The 13,714-nt window shown below is 69.5% G+C and carries 17 protein-coding genes; 5 read left to right on the forward strand and 12 right to left on the reverse strand.

Annotation, left to right across the window (positions count from 1 at the left end):
• Nucleotides 1-201: 201 nt before the first annotated feature.
• From J7U37_RS18355 to J7U37_RS18375, 5 genes are all read right to left on the reverse strand, one after another.
• Nucleotides 202-480, reverse strand: coding sequence for an exodeoxyribonuclease VII small subunit (locus J7U37_RS18355; protein ID WP_056186867.1), 279 nt, complete (start codon nt 478-480; stop codon nt 202-204).
• Nucleotides 481-667: 187 nt separating this feature from the next.
• Entirely contained in the window at nt 668-1,195 is a 528-nt protein-coding gene (locus tag J7U37_RS18360) for a protein tyrosine phosphatase (protein ID WP_247636615.1), read from the reverse strand.
• Nucleotides 1,195-1,797, reverse strand: coding sequence for an HD family hydrolase (locus J7U37_RS18365; protein WP_056186873.1), 603 nt, complete (start codon nt 1,795-1,797; stop codon nt 1,195-1,197). The genes J7U37_RS18360 and J7U37_RS18365 overlap by 1 nt, the downstream gene beginning before the upstream one ends.
• Nucleotides 1,794-2,414, reverse strand: coding sequence for a DNA-3-methyladenine glycosylase I (locus J7U37_RS18370; protein ID WP_247636616.1), 621 nt, complete (start codon nt 2,412-2,414; stop codon nt 1,794-1,796). The genes J7U37_RS18365 and J7U37_RS18370 overlap by 4 nt, the downstream gene beginning before the upstream one ends.
• Before the next feature lie 70 nt (nt 2,415-2,484).
• Nucleotides 2,485-3,339 carry a folate-binding protein gene (locus tag J7U37_RS18375; RefSeq protein ID WP_247636617.1) on the reverse strand — a complete coding sequence of 285 codons (855 nt, stop codon included), beginning with the start codon at nt 3,337-3,339 and terminating at the stop codon, nt 2,485-2,487.
• Nucleotides 3,340-3,438: 99 nt separating this feature from the next.
• Here J7U37_RS18375 and J7U37_RS18380 point away from each other — a divergent pair, with 99 nt between their 5' ends.
• Nucleotides 3,439-4,776, forward strand: a complete 1,338-nt coding sequence (locus tag J7U37_RS18380) for a dihydroorotase (protein ID WP_247636618.1) — start codon at nt 3,439-3,441, stop codon at nt 4,774-4,776.
• A 133-nt stretch (nt 4,777-4,909) separates the two neighbouring features.
• On the opposite strand, the gene J7U37_RS18385 is transcribed toward J7U37_RS18380, so the two are convergent.
• The 6 genes from J7U37_RS18385 to pdxH form a co-directional block, all read right to left on the reverse strand.
• The gene (locus tag J7U37_RS18385; protein ID WP_056186885.1) at nt 4,910-5,164 is read right to left on the reverse strand and encodes a hypothetical protein; all 255 of its coding nucleotides are present in this window, start codon (nt 5,162-5,164) and stop codon (nt 4,910-4,912) included.
• Nucleotides 5,165-5,325: 161 nt separating this feature from the next.
• Complete coding sequence (locus J7U37_RS18390) at nt 5,326-5,751, reverse strand: TIGR02301 family protein (protein WP_247636646.1); 426 nt, start codon at nt 5,749-5,751, stop codon at nt 5,326-5,328.
• A gap of 62 nt (nt 5,752-5,813) precedes the next feature.
• A complete protein-coding gene (locus J7U37_RS18395) occupies nt 5,814-6,290 on the reverse strand; it encodes an NUDIX hydrolase (RefSeq protein WP_247636619.1) in 477 nt (158 codons plus the stop codon).
• Nucleotides 6,287-7,432, reverse strand: a complete 1,146-nt coding sequence (locus tag J7U37_RS18400; RefSeq protein WP_247636620.1) for a hypothetical protein — start codon at nt 7,430-7,432, stop codon at nt 6,287-6,289. Before J7U37_RS18400 ends, J7U37_RS18395 begins: the two co-directional genes overlap by 4 nt.
• Nucleotides 7,425-8,147: an SDR family oxidoreductase gene (locus J7U37_RS18405; RefSeq protein ID WP_056186898.1), complete on the reverse strand. Its 723-nt coding sequence runs from the start codon at nt 8,145-8,147 to the stop codon at nt 7,425-7,427. The genes J7U37_RS18400 and J7U37_RS18405 overlap by 8 nt, the downstream gene beginning before the upstream one ends.
• A gap of 184 nt (nt 8,148-8,331) precedes the next feature.
• A complete protein-coding gene (gene pdxH / locus J7U37_RS18410; RefSeq protein WP_280138740.1) occupies nt 8,332-8,934 on the reverse strand; it encodes a pyridoxamine 5'-phosphate oxidase in 603 nt (200 codons plus the stop codon).
• A 199-nt stretch (nt 8,935-9,133) separates the two neighbouring features.
• Here pdxH and J7U37_RS18415 point away from each other — a divergent pair, with 199 nt between their 5' ends.
• From J7U37_RS18415 to fabI, 3 genes are all read left to right on the forward strand, one after another.
• Complete coding sequence (locus J7U37_RS18415; protein ID WP_247636621.1) at nt 9,134-9,691, forward strand: RT0821/Lpp0805 family surface protein; 558 nt, start codon at nt 9,134-9,136, stop codon at nt 9,689-9,691.
• 200 nt (nt 9,692-9,891) lie between these two features.
• The gene (locus J7U37_RS18420; RefSeq protein WP_247636622.1) at nt 9,892-10,827 is read left to right on the forward strand and encodes a DnaJ C-terminal domain-containing protein; all 936 of its coding nucleotides are present in this window, start codon (nt 9,892-9,894) and stop codon (nt 10,825-10,827) included.
• 204 nt (nt 10,828-11,031) lie between these two features.
• On the forward strand, nt 11,032-11,874 hold the full coding sequence (fabI, locus tag J7U37_RS18425; protein ID WP_056186907.1) for an enoyl-ACP reductase FabI: 843 nt from the start codon (nt 11,032-11,034) through the stop codon (nt 11,872-11,874).
• 24 nt (nt 11,875-11,898) lie between these two features.
• Here fabI and J7U37_RS18430 read toward each other — a convergent pair whose 3' ends face one another.
• Entirely contained in the window at nt 11,899-12,960 is a 1,062-nt protein-coding gene (locus tag J7U37_RS18430; RefSeq protein WP_247636623.1) for a polyphosphate kinase 2 family protein, read from the reverse strand.
• Nucleotides 12,961-13,082: 122 nt separating this feature from the next.
• Between J7U37_RS18430 and J7U37_RS18435 the strand changes: the two genes are divergently transcribed.
• Complete coding sequence (locus J7U37_RS18435; RefSeq protein ID WP_247636624.1) at nt 13,083-13,670, forward strand: histidine phosphatase family protein; 588 nt, start codon at nt 13,083-13,085, stop codon at nt 13,668-13,670.
• Nucleotides 13,671-13,714: the final 44 nt, after the last annotated feature.

Consider the following 13,714-nt stretch of genomic DNA (forward strand, 5'->3'; position numbering starts at 1 on the left):
GGCTCTCCGGCAACAGCCGCAGAGCCGCGGGCTCGGACAGACCGTCCAGGATCGACGGACCCTCCGACAGCCCCGACGCGGAGGACGCTGGCGAGGTTTCGCCCGTGGTTTCTTGCCGTGACACCGAACCAACCTCACGTCCGGAGGGAAAACATGCGCGCAATTGCTTGGCGCCAATGAAGAAGATCGACTTGCGCCAGGCTAGTCGACATCAAGCGGTGCGACGCCGGCCGCCTGACCGTCGGCACCGAGGGTGATCTTCTGAATGCGGGCCTCGGCCTTCTGCAGAAGGCCCTCGCAGTGGCGCTTCAGCGCCTCGCCGCGTTCGTAGATCGCCACGGATTCGTCGAGCGGCACATCACCCTTTTCCAAGCGACGCACGATATCCTCGAGTTGCTCCAAGGCTTTCTCGAACGGCAGGTCGAGGGCCGGCTCACCGGCACTGGCCGTCGACGCAACGGCGGGTCGCGTGACACTCATCCTAAACTACCCCTTGATTCTGTCGGTCTAAGCCGGTCGCCCCGAAGCCGGCAACCCGATCCCAGGAATCCGGCTTCGTTTCATGGTCCGGGCGGCCTTTGCGCCACACTCCCGCACAAGCCCGCAAAGATCCCGCCATGCGACACCAATGAGAAAATATTTTTGTACCCCTCTCAATGGCTTAGAATCATATCCGGACATTCGACATCAGGTTCAGGCTGAACGGCTCGCCCTCGAACGCATCGGCTCCGCGCCCGATCTCCGCGATGGCCGCGACCATGCGCCCGTCACGGCCGAGCAGACGATCGGCGATCGACACGAAAAGCGCATTCGGCGTCGCCGAGGGCGAGGCGATCCGCAGGGCGCGGGCGATCTCAGCCTCGTCGCGCTCGGGCGCCAGCGCACAGGCCGCGATGTAGGCCGCCGCTGTCGAGCGGCTGATCCCCGCATAGCAGTGGATCAGCAGGGGCTCCTTCCGATCCCAAGCTTCGGCGAAAGCGAGGATCGCGGCCACATGCCCGTCACCGGGCGTCACGTGTCCGTCCATCGGCGCGACGATGTCGCTGACCTCGACGACGCAGTGGCGTCCCTCCGCGATGCCGGCGGGCCGGGAAATTGCGGTTCCGACCTTCATCAGAGTCATCAGATGCCGGGCGCCAGACCCCCCGAGCGTCTCCGGCAACCGTGACAGGGGGCAGACCCGAAGGTACGGCATCAGGCGACCTCCGGCCCGACCAGGACGTCAAAGCGGGCGAGGAAGCGCGCCTGCGCCACGTCGCTCGACCACGGATCGAGCAGCGCATCAGCCTCCGGGGAGAGGGGCGCGCAAGCGTCGAAGATGGCATCGGCCTCGTCGCGAGAAAAGCCGGCGAGCCGGATGGCCTCGTGATAGGCCGCGCTGCCGTCCGCTCGCTTGACCAGCATGACCAGGTCTCGGCCAGGCTCAGGCAGGCCGAAGCGCTGCCGGATCGCGGCCAGGAGCCGACGCTCGACGGCCTTGTAGGAATCGCCGATGGCCGCTTTGAACGGCGAGATGATGTCGCCGACCACGTATTCGGGTGCGTCGTGCAGCAGGAGTTCGAGGCATGCGCCGGCGCCCAGGTCCGGTGCGAGGGCGCGGCCGATGGCTTCCACCAGCAGGGCGTGCTGGGCCACCGAGAAGACGTGCGGCCCCGCGGTCTGCCCGTTCCAACGGGCGACGCGGGCGAGCCCGTGGGCGATATCGGCGATCTCGATGTCGCGCGGAGACGGATCGAGCAGGTCGAGACGGCGCCCGGATAACATCCGCTGCCAGGCGCGCCCGCGATCGGCGCTCATGCCCGGCCTCCGAGGGTCGCGCAGGGTCCGTGGCGATGGCAGCCGACGAGGTGATCGTTGACGAGGCCCACCGCCTGCATGAAGGCGTGAACGATGGTGGGGCCACAGAACGCGAAGCCCTCCGCCTTCAGGGACTTCGCCATCGCCCGCGAGACCTGCGTCTCGGTGGCGATGGCGCTCCGGCTCGCGGCGCAGCCCTGGATCGGCACGCCATCGACGAAATCCCACAGGAAGGAGGCGAAGCCGGGTCCCCGGGCCTCGATGGCGAGGTAGGCACGCGCGCCCGCGATGGTGCCGACGATCTTGGCCCGGTTCCGGATGATGCCGGTATCCTGCATCAGGCGCTCGACATCGGCGTCGGTGAAGCGCGCGATGACCTCCGGATCGAAGCCCGCGAAAGCGCGGCGGAACCCCTCGCGGCGGCGCAGAATGGTGATCCAGGACAGACCGGCCTGGAAGCCGTCGAGGATGAGCTTCTCGTACAGGGCCCGGCCGTCGCGCTCGGGTACACCCCACTCGGTGTCGTGATAGGCCACATAGACGGGATCGAGCCCGGCCCACCAGCAGCGGGCGCAGCCGTCGGGATGATCAATCAGGCCGGAAACATCGGTGCGCATCGCCGAGGGTTTAGCCGGGTGACGGCTGCGCGTCGATGTCGGCCCATCAGCCCAGGGGGCAGGCCACACCTCAGCCGGCTTGGGCGACCTCGGGAAAACCGAAGGTGGCGAAGGCCGGCTTTTCCACGCCGATCAGGGCATGACCGGCGCGCAGAGGCTCGCCGGCCGCAAGGGCATCGGCGAGGCGGTCGAGGCGCAGAAGGCCGAGGCCACGCCGTCCGGCGACGCTGCCCACCGTGCCGAGCGTCCGCTGTCCGGCACTGATCTCAGCCCCCGTCTCCAGCCCATGGTCTGAGACCGCCACAAGGGGCACGATCCGGGTGCGGGCGGTGCCGCGATGCTGCATGCGTGAGACCACCTCCTGCCCGACATAGCAGCCCTTGCGGAAGTCGACGCCGCCGAGCTGATCCATCAGCGCCTCGTGCGGAAAGGCGTCGGACCAGGGAAAGTCGCGCCCACCCTCGGGGATGCCGCGGGCGATGCGATGCGCATGATAGTCAGCCTCCGTGGCATCGGCCGAGAAGGCCCCGGCTGCAAAGAACAGGCGCTCGCCGAGGGCGGCAAGGCGCCCGTCGTGGCGACGCAGCACGGTGGCGCTGGTTTCCGCACCCTCCCAGGCCGCGGCCACACCCAACGTCGGGTCAAGGGTGATCGCCACCTTGGCCCGCAATCGGTAGAGCCCAAGGCGCTTGGCGAGATCCGGTGCCCGCTCGGTGGCGACGTCGAGCAGGAACCCATCCCCGGCACCGCGGGCGATCAGGAAGTCGAACAGGATCTTGCCCTGGGGCGTCAGCAGGGCGCCCAGGCGGGCCTCGCCAGCCTCCAGGGTCTCGACGTTGCAGGTCACCACGCCCTGCAGGAAGCTCGTCGCATCCTCGCCCGAGACGGTGACGATGGCGCGGTCCGGCAGCAGGGCGATCGGCATGGCGGCTCCTTCAACAAGCGGCAGCGGCATTGCGCGCCGTCCGGGCCTGACATAAGCCGCCCGCGACCCCGTCTCAATGCGCATCCCGGGAGCTTCGGCATGGACCGGCCCTTCGACCTCCTCCTCACCGGCGGCACCGTGGTGAATCAGGACGGCGCCCACCGTGCCGACCTCGGCATCCGCGCCGGCCGTATCGCGTCGATCGGCGACCTTTCGGGCGCGACGGCCACGGAGCGGCGCGATTGCACCGGCCTGCACCTGCTACCCGGTGTCATCGACAGCCAGGTGCATTTCCGCGAGCCGGGGCTCGACCATAAGGAAGACCTCGAATCGGGCTCGCGGGCCGCCGTCATGGGCGGCGTCACGACGGTGTTCGAGATGCCGAACACCAACCCGCTCACCACCACCGCCGAGGCGCTGGCCGACAAGGTCGCCCGCGCCCATCACCGGATGCATTGCGACTTCGCCTTCTGGGTCGGCGGCACGCATGAGAACGCCCACCTGGTGCCGGAACTGGAGCGGCTGCCGGGGGCAGCCGGCATCAAGGTGTTCGTCGGCTCCTCCACCGGCTCGCTCCTGGTCGAGGACGATGCCGGCGTCACCGAGATCCTGAAGCGGACCCGCCGGCGCGCCGCCTTCCACGCCGAGGACGAACCGATGCTTCGTGCGCAGAAGGACCGGCGCGTCCCGGGCGATCCGTCCTCGCATCCGGTCTGGCGCTCGCCCGAAGCGGCCCTGAAGGCGACCCAGCGTCTCGTGCGCATCGCCCGGGCCACCGGTGCCCGAATCCACATCCTGCACATCTCGACGAAGGAGGAGATGGCGTATCTGGCCGAGGCCAAGGACGTCGCGACCTGCGAGGTCACGCCCCACCACCTCACTCTCGATGGCGACGAGGCCTATGCACGCCTCGGCACCCTGGTGCAGATGAATCCGCCGGTGCGGGGCGCCGACCATCGCGACGGAATCTGGCACGGCCTGTCGCAAGGCGTCGCCGACATCCTCGGCTCCGACCACGCGCCGCACCTGCTGGAGGAGAAGGCCAAGCCCTATCCGGATTCCCCCTCGGGCATGACGGGTGTGCAGACCCTGGTACCGATCATGCTCGACCACGTAGCGGCGGGGCGGCTGTCGCTGAGCCGGTTCGTCGACCTCACCAGTGCCGGCCCGAAGCGCCTGTTCGGCATCGCCCGGAAGGGACGCCTGGCAGTCGGCTACGATGCCGACGTGACGGTGGTCGATCTGAAGCGCCGCGAGACGATCCGCAACGACTGGATCGCCTCGAAATGCGGCTGGACCCCGTATGACGGCGTCACGGTCACGGGCTGGCCGGTGGGCACCCTGGTGCGCGGCAACAGCGTGATGTGGGACGGCGCGCTCACCGCACCGTCGCGCGGTGAGGCGGTGGTGTTCGAGGAAGCGCTGGCGCCGGCCTGAGCGCGAGCGCGTCGGCATCAACGAACTCGGAACCAACGAGAAGGGCAAGCGCGGATGCGCCTGCCCTGGATCTGCCGAGCTTGGCGATGTCGGCGCGGGAGGTGGTTACGCCTCCGACCTCACGCCTGGGATCTCAGTGCTGAGGACTCGTGGTGAAGGCGCCCCCGCGGATGCGGTCCGGAAACCCCTCGGCGTAGCGGGCGGTGGCCTCCTCGCCATAGGTCGTGACGAGCTCCTGAAACGCCGCGAACAGAGCGGCCTGAGCCATGCAGTCCCCATCGAGGCCATCGAGACAGCCTTCGGCGAACGCCTCCGAGACGTAGCCGAGCGCGGCGCGCTTGTCGTCGAGATCCGCCTCGAAGGGCGCGGAGACCGTATCCATGTGCATGGGCCACATCATCGTTGGGCCGGCGAACCAACCGGCCAGTGACCATGAGGATAGGGCGAGCCGCGGGGTTCGCAAAGCCAGGAATTGCGAAGCGGTTAACGCGGGCACTCAAATTCTTCGTTTCTGGGCGAGGCGCACGATCTGTGACCGCGCCGCATCACCTATCCGCCGAACCGGCTCGCCAAGGCGTACGACAAGCGCTCGCCCTCGGTGACGTACCGGGCGGCGGCCTCCGTGGCCGCGGGCGTGCAGACCCGGTAGGTCAGGCTGTAGCCGCGATATCCGCGGTTGTAGGCTCCGGCGAGGCGGTCGCGTCGGCCCGGGGTCACCCCTTCGGCCTCGATCAGGGCCTTCATGCGCGCCGGCCATTCCGGGGCATCCGCAGCACCGCAGAGGTCGCGCAGGAAGGCCAGAGAGCCGATGACCTCGGAGAGGCGCAGCAGGTCGCGGTCGTAGGGAGCCGGCGGCGGCTCGGCGGGCGGTGGCGGCTCCTTCTCCTTCTCGATCGGTTTCGGAGCGGACCGGGCCGAGCCGCCACGGGATTGCTGAGCCAGCCCCGCGTCCGGAACGGCCATCAGCACGGCCATCAGCACGGCGGGTCCGGCGAGCGTCGCCAGCCTGGCTCCACAAGCCCTGATGCCGCGAGCCTTCATGCCTCAGGCTCCGCCCGCGAGGCGGCCCGGGCGAAGGCCTCGCGGACAGTGTCGGCGAGGCCGGGCGTGGTCGCCAGTGTCTCGAGTTCGGCGAGCGTGGCCCACCGGACTCCGAGCGCCTCGGGTCCAGCCACCGGCTCGCCCCCGATCCACAAGGCCGCATGGGGATGGACGACGTAGTGGTGGCGGACGCGATCCGTGCCGTCCCGCAGGATGATCTCGGTGGGACTGAGCACGCCGATCACTGCAGCGTTAAGGCCGACTTCCTCCTGCAGTTCGCGCAGAGCCGCCTCGGCCAGAGCTTCGCCAGCTTCCACGAGACCGCCCGGAAGGGTCCACACGCCGCGCATCGGCTCGTTGGCGCGGGCCGCAAGCAGCACGCGCTCGTCGCGCAGGACGGCAATCGAGGTGCCGACGAAGGGGCGCGTCGGAAACAGCCGCGCCTGGGGATCGTCCGGATTTGCCCTGGTCACGGCGTCACCACGGCGATCCGGCCATCGGCGAGGCCCACCAGCATGCGGGCGGCGGGTCCCCGGCCGAGGCTGGCAAGTCCGAAGGCCGCAAGCCCCGGCAGCGGGATGCGCAGGCGCTCGCGGATGCCGTCCTTCAGGACCAGGATTGCGAGGGCGCTTCGGTCGGCCACCGGCAGGGCGAGTTCGGGCGGCCCGGCTCGCTCCGGCTCCACCAGGGCGGCAAGGTCGACCTCTCCCTCGCCCGGAGAGACGTTGGTGTAACCCGGAGCCTCGTGGACGCGGCGTAAGGCACCGGATTCCAGGGCCCAGAGCTGGAGCAGCCCGGCGCCCTCCGGGTTCGCGACGGCCGCGATCTGCGGTTGCCCGGCGCCGGCGAAATCCGCAATTCCCGCCGGCTTCAGCGGCTGACCGCCGGGTCCCGTCTCTTGAGCCGGACTGCGGGCCAGGAGCGACCAGGGGACGCCTGGTTTCGAATCGGGCTTCGCATCGGCTGGTGCCCGGCCGAACAGCGCCAACTCGGATGCTCCGGTGGTCGTGACAGTGACGGCGACGATGACGGGCTTCTCCGCGAACTGGGCGATGCGGGGGCGGCGCAGGGCGAACGCCGTATCGGGGGCGGCGGCCAGCGTCGTGGCGACGATCGGCACCGGCTTCGGGTCCCCGCCCATCGCCACGGGTTGACGCTCCCGGATGACCAGGCTCGCTGCCTGTTCGGGGCCGCCCGCGAGCCCCGGAACCGGGTTCGCCAGGTAAGCGCTCAGGGGACCCGAGACCGCGCGCCGCGAGCTGGGCAGGGCGCCGCGTGGAGTTTCCGCGGCGGCCAGGCCCTCGATCGCTTCGGCGCCCAGCAGGGTGGTGGCCACCCGTCCGTCGACCAGGCTGAGCGCGGCGCCTCCGCCATCGCCCCAGACCACCACGATGGGAGCCTCCTGCTCGATGCCGGTCGGATTGGGGTTGCGACTCCGGGCCAGCGGCAGGAGGCCCGAGGTCGCCACCGCGATGGCGACCTCGCTGCCCGGACCGCGCAGGGCCTTGGCCCGGAACGGCAGGTCGAGAATCGTCACGGAGGGTTCCGCGAGGGCTGGGGCGGTGAGGACCAGGAACGCGACGAGAAGCGCCGAGCGCGCGACCCGTTCAGACATGCTGGCCGCCGTTGATGTGCAGTTCGGCGCCGTTCACGTAGGACGACGCTTCGGTGCACAGGAAGTAGATCGCCTTGGCGACCTCGTCGGGAGTGCCGAGGCGGCGCTGCGGGATGCCGGCCACGATCTTGTCGGTGCCGGGCGACAGGATCGCGGTGTCGATCTCGCCGGGCGAAATCGCGTTGACGCGCACGCCGAGGGGACCGAAATCGCTGGCCATCTCACGGGTCAGGCCGGCCAGCGCCGCCTTGGACGTGCCGTAGGCGGCGCCCGCGAAGGGATGGACGCGCGAGCCGGCGATGGAGGTGACGTTGACGATGGAGCCCTTGGCGCGGGTCAGTTCCTCGCAGAGGCCTCGGGCCAGGAGCAGGGGCGCGAACACGTTGACCTGGAATACCCGCTGCCAATCCCCGAATTCGGTGGCGATGGCACCGAGGCGCTCGCCCTGCGGCCCTTTCGGCGAAATCCCGGCATTGTTGACGAGCGCGTGCAGAAGCCCCCCCTCGGCGGCGAGGCGTCCGGCCACCTCCTCGATGCCCCGCACCGTATCCTGCGGGTCGGAGAGATCGACCTGCAGGTGATCCTCCGGTCCCATCTCCCAGGGGCAGTTCTCCGGGAAGGGGTGCCGGGAGCAGGTGATCACCCGCCATCCGGCAGCCGAGAAGCGCTTCACGGTGGCATGCCCAATGCCACGGCTCGCTCCCGTGAGCAGCATGACGCGCCGGCGTTCGTTGGATGAAGCCAAGACCGTTCCTTCAGGATCGGGAGACGTCCGGCAGGCGAAAACGCCGGACGACCTCCACGCCGCGTTCAGGTCTAAGCGGCGCGGGGTCTAAAATCCAGGGTCCTGCCGCGACGCAGCAAGACGATGATCCGCGGCTCTACGGTGATCCGCGGCTTTAAGGATAGAGCCGCGCCCCGCGCCAGCCCTCGCCGTCGCGGGTGAAGCGGACCCGGTCGTGCAGGCGGAACGCCCCGTTCTTCCAGAACTCGATCGAGACCGGCGCGATGCGAAAGCCCGTCCAGTTCTCGGGACGCGGGACCGGTCCCTCGCCATAGCGCTCCGCCAGGGCCGCCACCTCGCGTTCCAGGGTGGCGCGATCGGCGAGGGGGCGCGACTGTCGGCTCGCATGGGCTCCGAGGCGACTGTTGCGCGCCCGGCTGGCGAAGTATGCATCCGCCTCCTCGGGGGTGACGGGGGTCACCGGCCCACGGGCACGGACCTGTCGGCCGAGGCTCTTCCAATGCAGCACCAGGGCGGCCTGCGGGTTCTGGCGCAGTTCGTCGCCCTTGGCGGAATCGACGTTCGTGTAGAACACGAAACCGTGCGCATCGACGCCCTTCAGCAGCACGACGCGGACGTCCGGCAGCCCGTCCGATCCGGTCGTCGCCAGCGCCATGGCGTTGGGATCATTGGGCTCCGACGCCTCGGCCTCGGCCATCCACGCGGCGAACAGAGCCCACGGGTCGGCGGCACGCGTGAAGTCGCCATTGGGACCCAGGGGGTCCGGGCCCGAGTTGGGGGATGCGGGATCATCGATCCTTAACCGTTCCAAGGCGTAATCCTGTGGTGAGATCCGGGTCGGGGGCACCGACGTGGGACACGAGCGTTATCGGCCCAACACGTCGTTGAGATCAGGTGTAATGCGTCGGCGCGACTGTAAAGCCCAGGCCGTACGGGACCGTGCGGCAAGAGACGATATGGCTCAAGCCGATATGGCTCGGGAGCACGACCGGGACGGGCGTATCCTCGCCGGGGAGCGACTCGTCAGACTGGAACGCTGGGCCTCGGCCCTTGCTTTGACGGCCTTGCTCGGTCTGGGCGGCTGCGGCCTGCCGATCATCACCTTCCAGGGTGAGGAGACGGCGGAGGCCGGACCGAAGGCCCCGAAGGTCGCCCGCGCCAGTACCGTCCTGCCCGACGAGCCGATCAGCACCGGCAGTATCGACAAGCGTCCGCTCGGTTTCGGCAACGATCTCGGTGCGGAGGATTGGCGAAGGGCGCATGCGGCGCTTTCCGTGGCGCTCGATCCGCAGGGCAATGGCCGCCCGGTGAAGTGGGACAACCCGGAGACGACCCTGCGTGGCTCGGTCAACCCGACCGGCCTGCCCTACGTGGCCAACGATCTCGTCTGCCGCGACTTCCTGGCCTCCGTCATCACACCGGCGGGCAGTCGCTTCGTGCGCGGCACGGGGTGCAAGCCGTCGGGTGGAGACTGGACCCTGACCCGGATTCGGGCTGCGAAATCGGCAGCCTGATCGAAACCCGCCGTGCGGGAGCCGGACTCCCGGCCCGATCGGGATCAGAGTACAGCTCCAGGCGTTGACGGCGCGCGATTCGAGGCGAATTCTCGCGCGAGACCGTTGCAGAGAAGCAACAGGCCGTCCACATGACCGACGAATCCGAAGGCGCCGGGCCATCGCCCGGCCTCAGGCGGCACCGAGAATTCTGAAGACCGATGCGAAATCCCTATGACGTGCTGGGTGTCCCCAAGGGCGCCAGCGAAGCCGATATCAAGAAGGCCTACCGCAAGCTCGCCAAGGCCTACCATCCGGACCGCAACCAGGACGACGCCAAGGCGAAGGACCGCTTCGCGGAAGCCAACAGCGCCTACGAGATCCTGGGCGATGCGGGCAAGCGCGCGCAGTTCGATCGCGGCGAGATCGACGCGGACGGCAAGCCGCGCGCCACCGGCTTCGAGGGCTTCGGCGGGTTCGGCGGACGCGGCGGTGGCGGTGGCGGCTTCGATTTCGAGAGTGCCGCCCGCGGACGCGGCCCAGCCGGCGGCGGCGGCATCGGCGAGGACATCTTCTCGCACCTGTTCGGCGATGCCTTCCGGGCTTCCGGCGCCGGCCCGAGCGGTGGCCCGCAGCGCGGTCCGGTCAAGGGCGAGGACGTCGCGGCCGAGCTCAGCGTCACGCTGGAACAGGTTGCCAGCGAGGAAAAGCTGCGCCTGTCGCTGCCGGGTGGGCGCGATGTCGACGTGGTGGTGCCCCGGGGCGTGGTCGATGGTCAGACTATCCGTCTGCGTGGCCTCGGCAATCCGGGCGGCCTGCGGGGAGCGCCGGGCGATGCGCTGCTCACCATCCGCATCCTGCCGCATACCCGCTTCACCGTGGAGGGCGCCGACCTGCGCGCCTCGGTGGAGGTACCCCTGGAGGACGCGATCCTGGGCGGCCCGATCCGCGTGCCGACCCTCACCGGTGCCGTGGAGATGAAGATCCCGCCCATGACCGGGTCGGGGCGCACGTTCCGCCTCCGGGGCAAGGGCCTGCCGAAGAAGGACGGAACCCGGGGCGATCTCCTCGCCGTCACGGCCGTGATGCTGCCGAGCCAGGAGGATGCGGCGCTCGTCGAGTTCGCCCGCGCGCGCCGCGCTGCCAAGGCCGGGTGAGTTAAGCCCGGCGGAACCAAGATCAGCTGAGCATGCCCCCCCGCGGATCGGGTGTCCCAACCCATCCGCGACGGCCTCCCGGCGCTGTCAGGTCCCGGACTTCCGTCCCAGGCGCGGCTCCGCTAAGGATGCCCGGCGCGAATACGCCGATCCGTCGCCCGACGGGACCGTCGGCGCGCGCCACGGCTCTCGCTCAGGTGACACATGGCGGACACGCACCCGGTTCACGATCACGTCGGCGGACTTCTCGCCGGCAAGCGCGGCCTGGTGCTCGGTGTCGCCAACAACCGCTCGATCGCCTGGGGCATCGCCAAGAGTGCGGCCGCCCACGGCGCCAAGCTCGCCTTCACCTACCAGGGCGACGCCCTGAAGAAGCGCGTCGAGCCCCTGGCCCGTGAACTCGACGCCCACGTGGTCGGGCATTGCGACGTCACCGATCCGGCTTCGATCGATGCGGTCTTCGCTGCGGCCGCCGAGGTGTTCCCTGAGGGGATCGACTTCGTCGTCCATTGCATCGCCTTCTCGGACAAGGACGAACTCACGGGCCGCTACGTCGAGACCTCGGAGGCGAACTTCACCAAGTCGCTCCTGATCTCGTGCTACTCGTTCACGGCGGTGGCCCAGCGCGCCGAGAAGCTGATGCCGAACGGCGGCTCGCTCCTAACCCTGACCTATTACGGCGCCGAGAAGTGGATGCCGCACTACAACGTCATGGGCGTTGCCAAGGCCGCCCTCGAGGCCTCCGTGCGCTACCTTGCCGCCGATCTCGGCCCTTCGAAAATCCGCGTCAACGCGATCTCGGCCGGCCCGATCAAGACGCTGGCCGCCTCCGGCATCGGCGACTTCCGCTACATCCTGAAGTGGAACGAGTACAACGCCCCCCTGCGGCGCACCGTGACCATCGAGGAAGTCGGCGAGACCGCCACCTACCTCGTCTCGGACATGAGCAAGGGCATGACCGGCGAGATCCTCCACGTCGATGCCGGCTACCACGTCGTCGGCATGAAGAACCCGGAAGCCCCGGATCTCAGCCTCGACAAGGACTAGCGCCCGGCGATTGGCGGTCCACGCCTAATCCGGCACGGTCATTCCGGCGATGTTGGCCTGCGCTTCCGGAAACCGCGGGTCCATCGCCTCCAGGGTGTCGGCGATGGTGCGGGCGATGAGGAGGTTGCGGTACCACTTCCGGTTGGCCGGCACCACGTGCCAGGGCGCCTGCGGCGTCGAGCATTCGGAGAGCGCATCGGCGAAGGCCGCCTGGTAGGCGTTCCAGGCCTTGCGCTCGACGAGGTCGGCAGGGTCGAACTTCCAGTGCTTGTCCGGGTTCGCGATGCGGGCCTCCAGCCGCTCCTTCTGCTCGTCCTTCGAGATGTGGAGGAAGAACTTGAGCACGGTGGTGCCGGCCGCGCTGAGCATCCGCTCGAAATCATTGATCTGGTCGTAGCGCGCCCGCCAGACCGGCTCCGGCACGAGATCCTTCACCCGCACCACGAGGACGTCCTCGTAATGGCTGCGGTTGAACACGTTGATCATGCCGCGTGCCGGCGCCTTGGCGTGGTAGCGCCACAGGAAGTCGTGGTCGCTCTCCTCGGCGCTCGGCACCTTGAACGACCAGACCCGGCAGCCCTGCGGGTTCACGCCCTCGAACACCGCCCGGATGGTGCCGTCCTTGCCGCCGGTGTCGATGGCCTGGAACACCACGAGCAGGCTGCGCTTGTGCTCGGCATAGAGCCGCTCCTGCAGGGCGACGATGCGGGCGCGCTCGGCGGCGAGTGCCGCCTTGGCCTCGTCCTTGTCGAGCCCGCCATCCGTATTCGCATCGATCGCGTCGAGGTCACACCGTGAACCCGGCCGTACCGTGACGATGCCCTTCGCCGCCGGCGCGAGCGCTGGGCCCGGAGGGGGCTCGGCGTGGGGGGCCAGGCCTTCCGTCTCTCGAGCCCACAGAGCGGAGGAGGGCGGCCGATGGCCGGGGTGGCGCGCCCGGGTCTTGCCACCCTGCTCGCGGGTCTTGCCACCCTGCTCGCGGGTCTTGCCGCCCTTCTTGCGGTGCGAAACATCACGTTGCGGCGCGGAAGCGTCCGTTTCCCCGGGACGTTGGCCCTGCCCGTGCTTGCCGTGGCGCTTCGACATAATGAGACTCGCTCGCTCGGTTGGGGGCGGGGAACGGCGGCCGCCGGCATGCAGGGCCAGGATGTGAGTGCGAAAACGAATTCCCGGCTCGGCCGTTCCAGCCTGCGGCGGGGCCTGAGACGGTGACCCCGATCTACTTCATCCGCCATGGACAGACCGACTGGAACGCGGAAGGGCGCCTCCAGGGGCAGCGCGACATCGCTCTCAACGCCGAGGGCCTGCGTCAGGCCGAGGACGTGGCCCGGCGCCTCGCGGCCGTGGCGGAGGCCGACCTCGCCACGATGGACTATGCCGCGAGCCCGCTCGCGCGGACCCGGCGCACGATGGAGACCCTGCGGGCCGCCCTCGCTTTGCCGCCGGAGGGCTATCGTCTCGACCCCCGGCTGAAGGAGATCAGCTTCGGAACCTGGGAGGGCTCGACCTGGGCCGAGATCCGCCGGCGCGACCCCTCCGGTGCGGCGGCCCGGGACCGCGACCGCTGGGGTTATCGCCCGCCGGGCGAGACCGGAGAAAGCTACGCCATGCTGGTGGAGCGCGTGACTCCGGTGGTCACCGGCCTGACGCGCCCCACCGTGATCGTCGCCCATGGCGGCGTGGCCCGGGCGATCCTGGTGATCCGCGGGCATCTCGGGGTGCGGGACGCCCCGCGCATCGGCATCCGCCAGGGCAGCGTCCTGGTGCTCGACCGGGCCGGATGGCGCTGGGCCTGACCGGCCTCGTCCTGCGCGTTCAACCCCGGTTCAAGCCTGCCCCC

The organism is Methylobacterium sp. 37f, from assembly GCF_023093475.1.
In the GTDB taxonomy this organism is placed as follows: domain Bacteria; phylum Pseudomonadota; class Alphaproteobacteria; order Rhizobiales; family Beijerinckiaceae; genus Methylobacterium.

What these genes read in the sequence shown, in the direction of transcription:
- J7U37_RS18365 (WP_056186873.1), bottom strand. Translation starts at nt 1,797, where the DNA reads ATGAGCGCCGATCGCGGGCGCGCCTGGCAGCGGATGTTATCCGGGCGC.
- fabI (WP_056186907.1), top strand. Translation starts at nt 11,032, where the DNA reads ATGGCGGACACGCACCCGGTTCACGATCACGTCGGCGGACTTCTCGCC.
- J7U37_RS18385 (WP_056186885.1), bottom strand. Translation starts at nt 5,164, where the DNA reads ATGCACATGGATACGGTCTCCGCGCCCTTCGAGGCGGATCTCGACGAC.
- J7U37_RS18355 (WP_056186867.1), bottom strand. Translation starts at nt 480, where the DNA reads ATGAGTGTCACGCGACCCGCCGTTGCGTCGACGGCCAGTGCCGGTGAG.
- J7U37_RS18420 (WP_247636622.1), top strand. Translation starts at nt 9,892, where the DNA reads ATGCGAAATCCCTATGACGTGCTGGGTGTCCCCAAGGGCGCCAGCGAA.
- J7U37_RS18390 (WP_247636646.1), bottom strand. Translation starts at nt 5,751, where the DNA reads ATGGCCGTGCTGATGGCCGTTCCGGACGCGGGGCTGGCTCAGCAATCC.
- J7U37_RS18430 (WP_247636623.1), bottom strand. Translation starts at nt 12,960, where the DNA reads ATGTCGAAGCGCCACGGCAAGCACGGGCAGGGCCAACGTCCCGGGGAA.
- J7U37_RS18375 (WP_247636617.1), bottom strand. Translation starts at nt 3,339, where the DNA reads ATGCCGATCGCCCTGCTGCCGGACCGCGCCATCGTCACCGTCTCGGGC.
- J7U37_RS18405 (WP_056186898.1), bottom strand. Translation starts at nt 8,147, where the DNA reads ATGCTGCTCACGGGAGCGAGCCGTGGCATTGGGCATGCCACCGTGAAG.
- J7U37_RS18400 (WP_247636620.1), bottom strand. Translation starts at nt 7,432, where the DNA reads ATGTCTGAACGGGTCGCGCGCTCGGCGCTTCTCGTCGCGTTCCTGGTC.
- J7U37_RS18415 (WP_247636621.1), top strand. Translation starts at nt 9,134, where the DNA reads ATGGCTCAAGCCGATATGGCTCGGGAGCACGACCGGGACGGGCGTATC.
- J7U37_RS18370 (WP_247636616.1), bottom strand. Translation starts at nt 2,414, where the DNA reads ATGCGCACCGATGTTTCCGGCCTGATTGATCATCCCGACGGCTGCGCC.
- J7U37_RS18380 (WP_247636618.1), top strand. Translation starts at nt 3,439, where the DNA reads ATGGACCGGCCCTTCGACCTCCTCCTCACCGGCGGCACCGTGGTGAAT.
- J7U37_RS18360 (WP_247636615.1), bottom strand. Translation starts at nt 1,195, where the DNA reads ATGCCGTACCTTCGGGTCTGCCCCCTGTCACGGTTGCCGGAGACGCTC.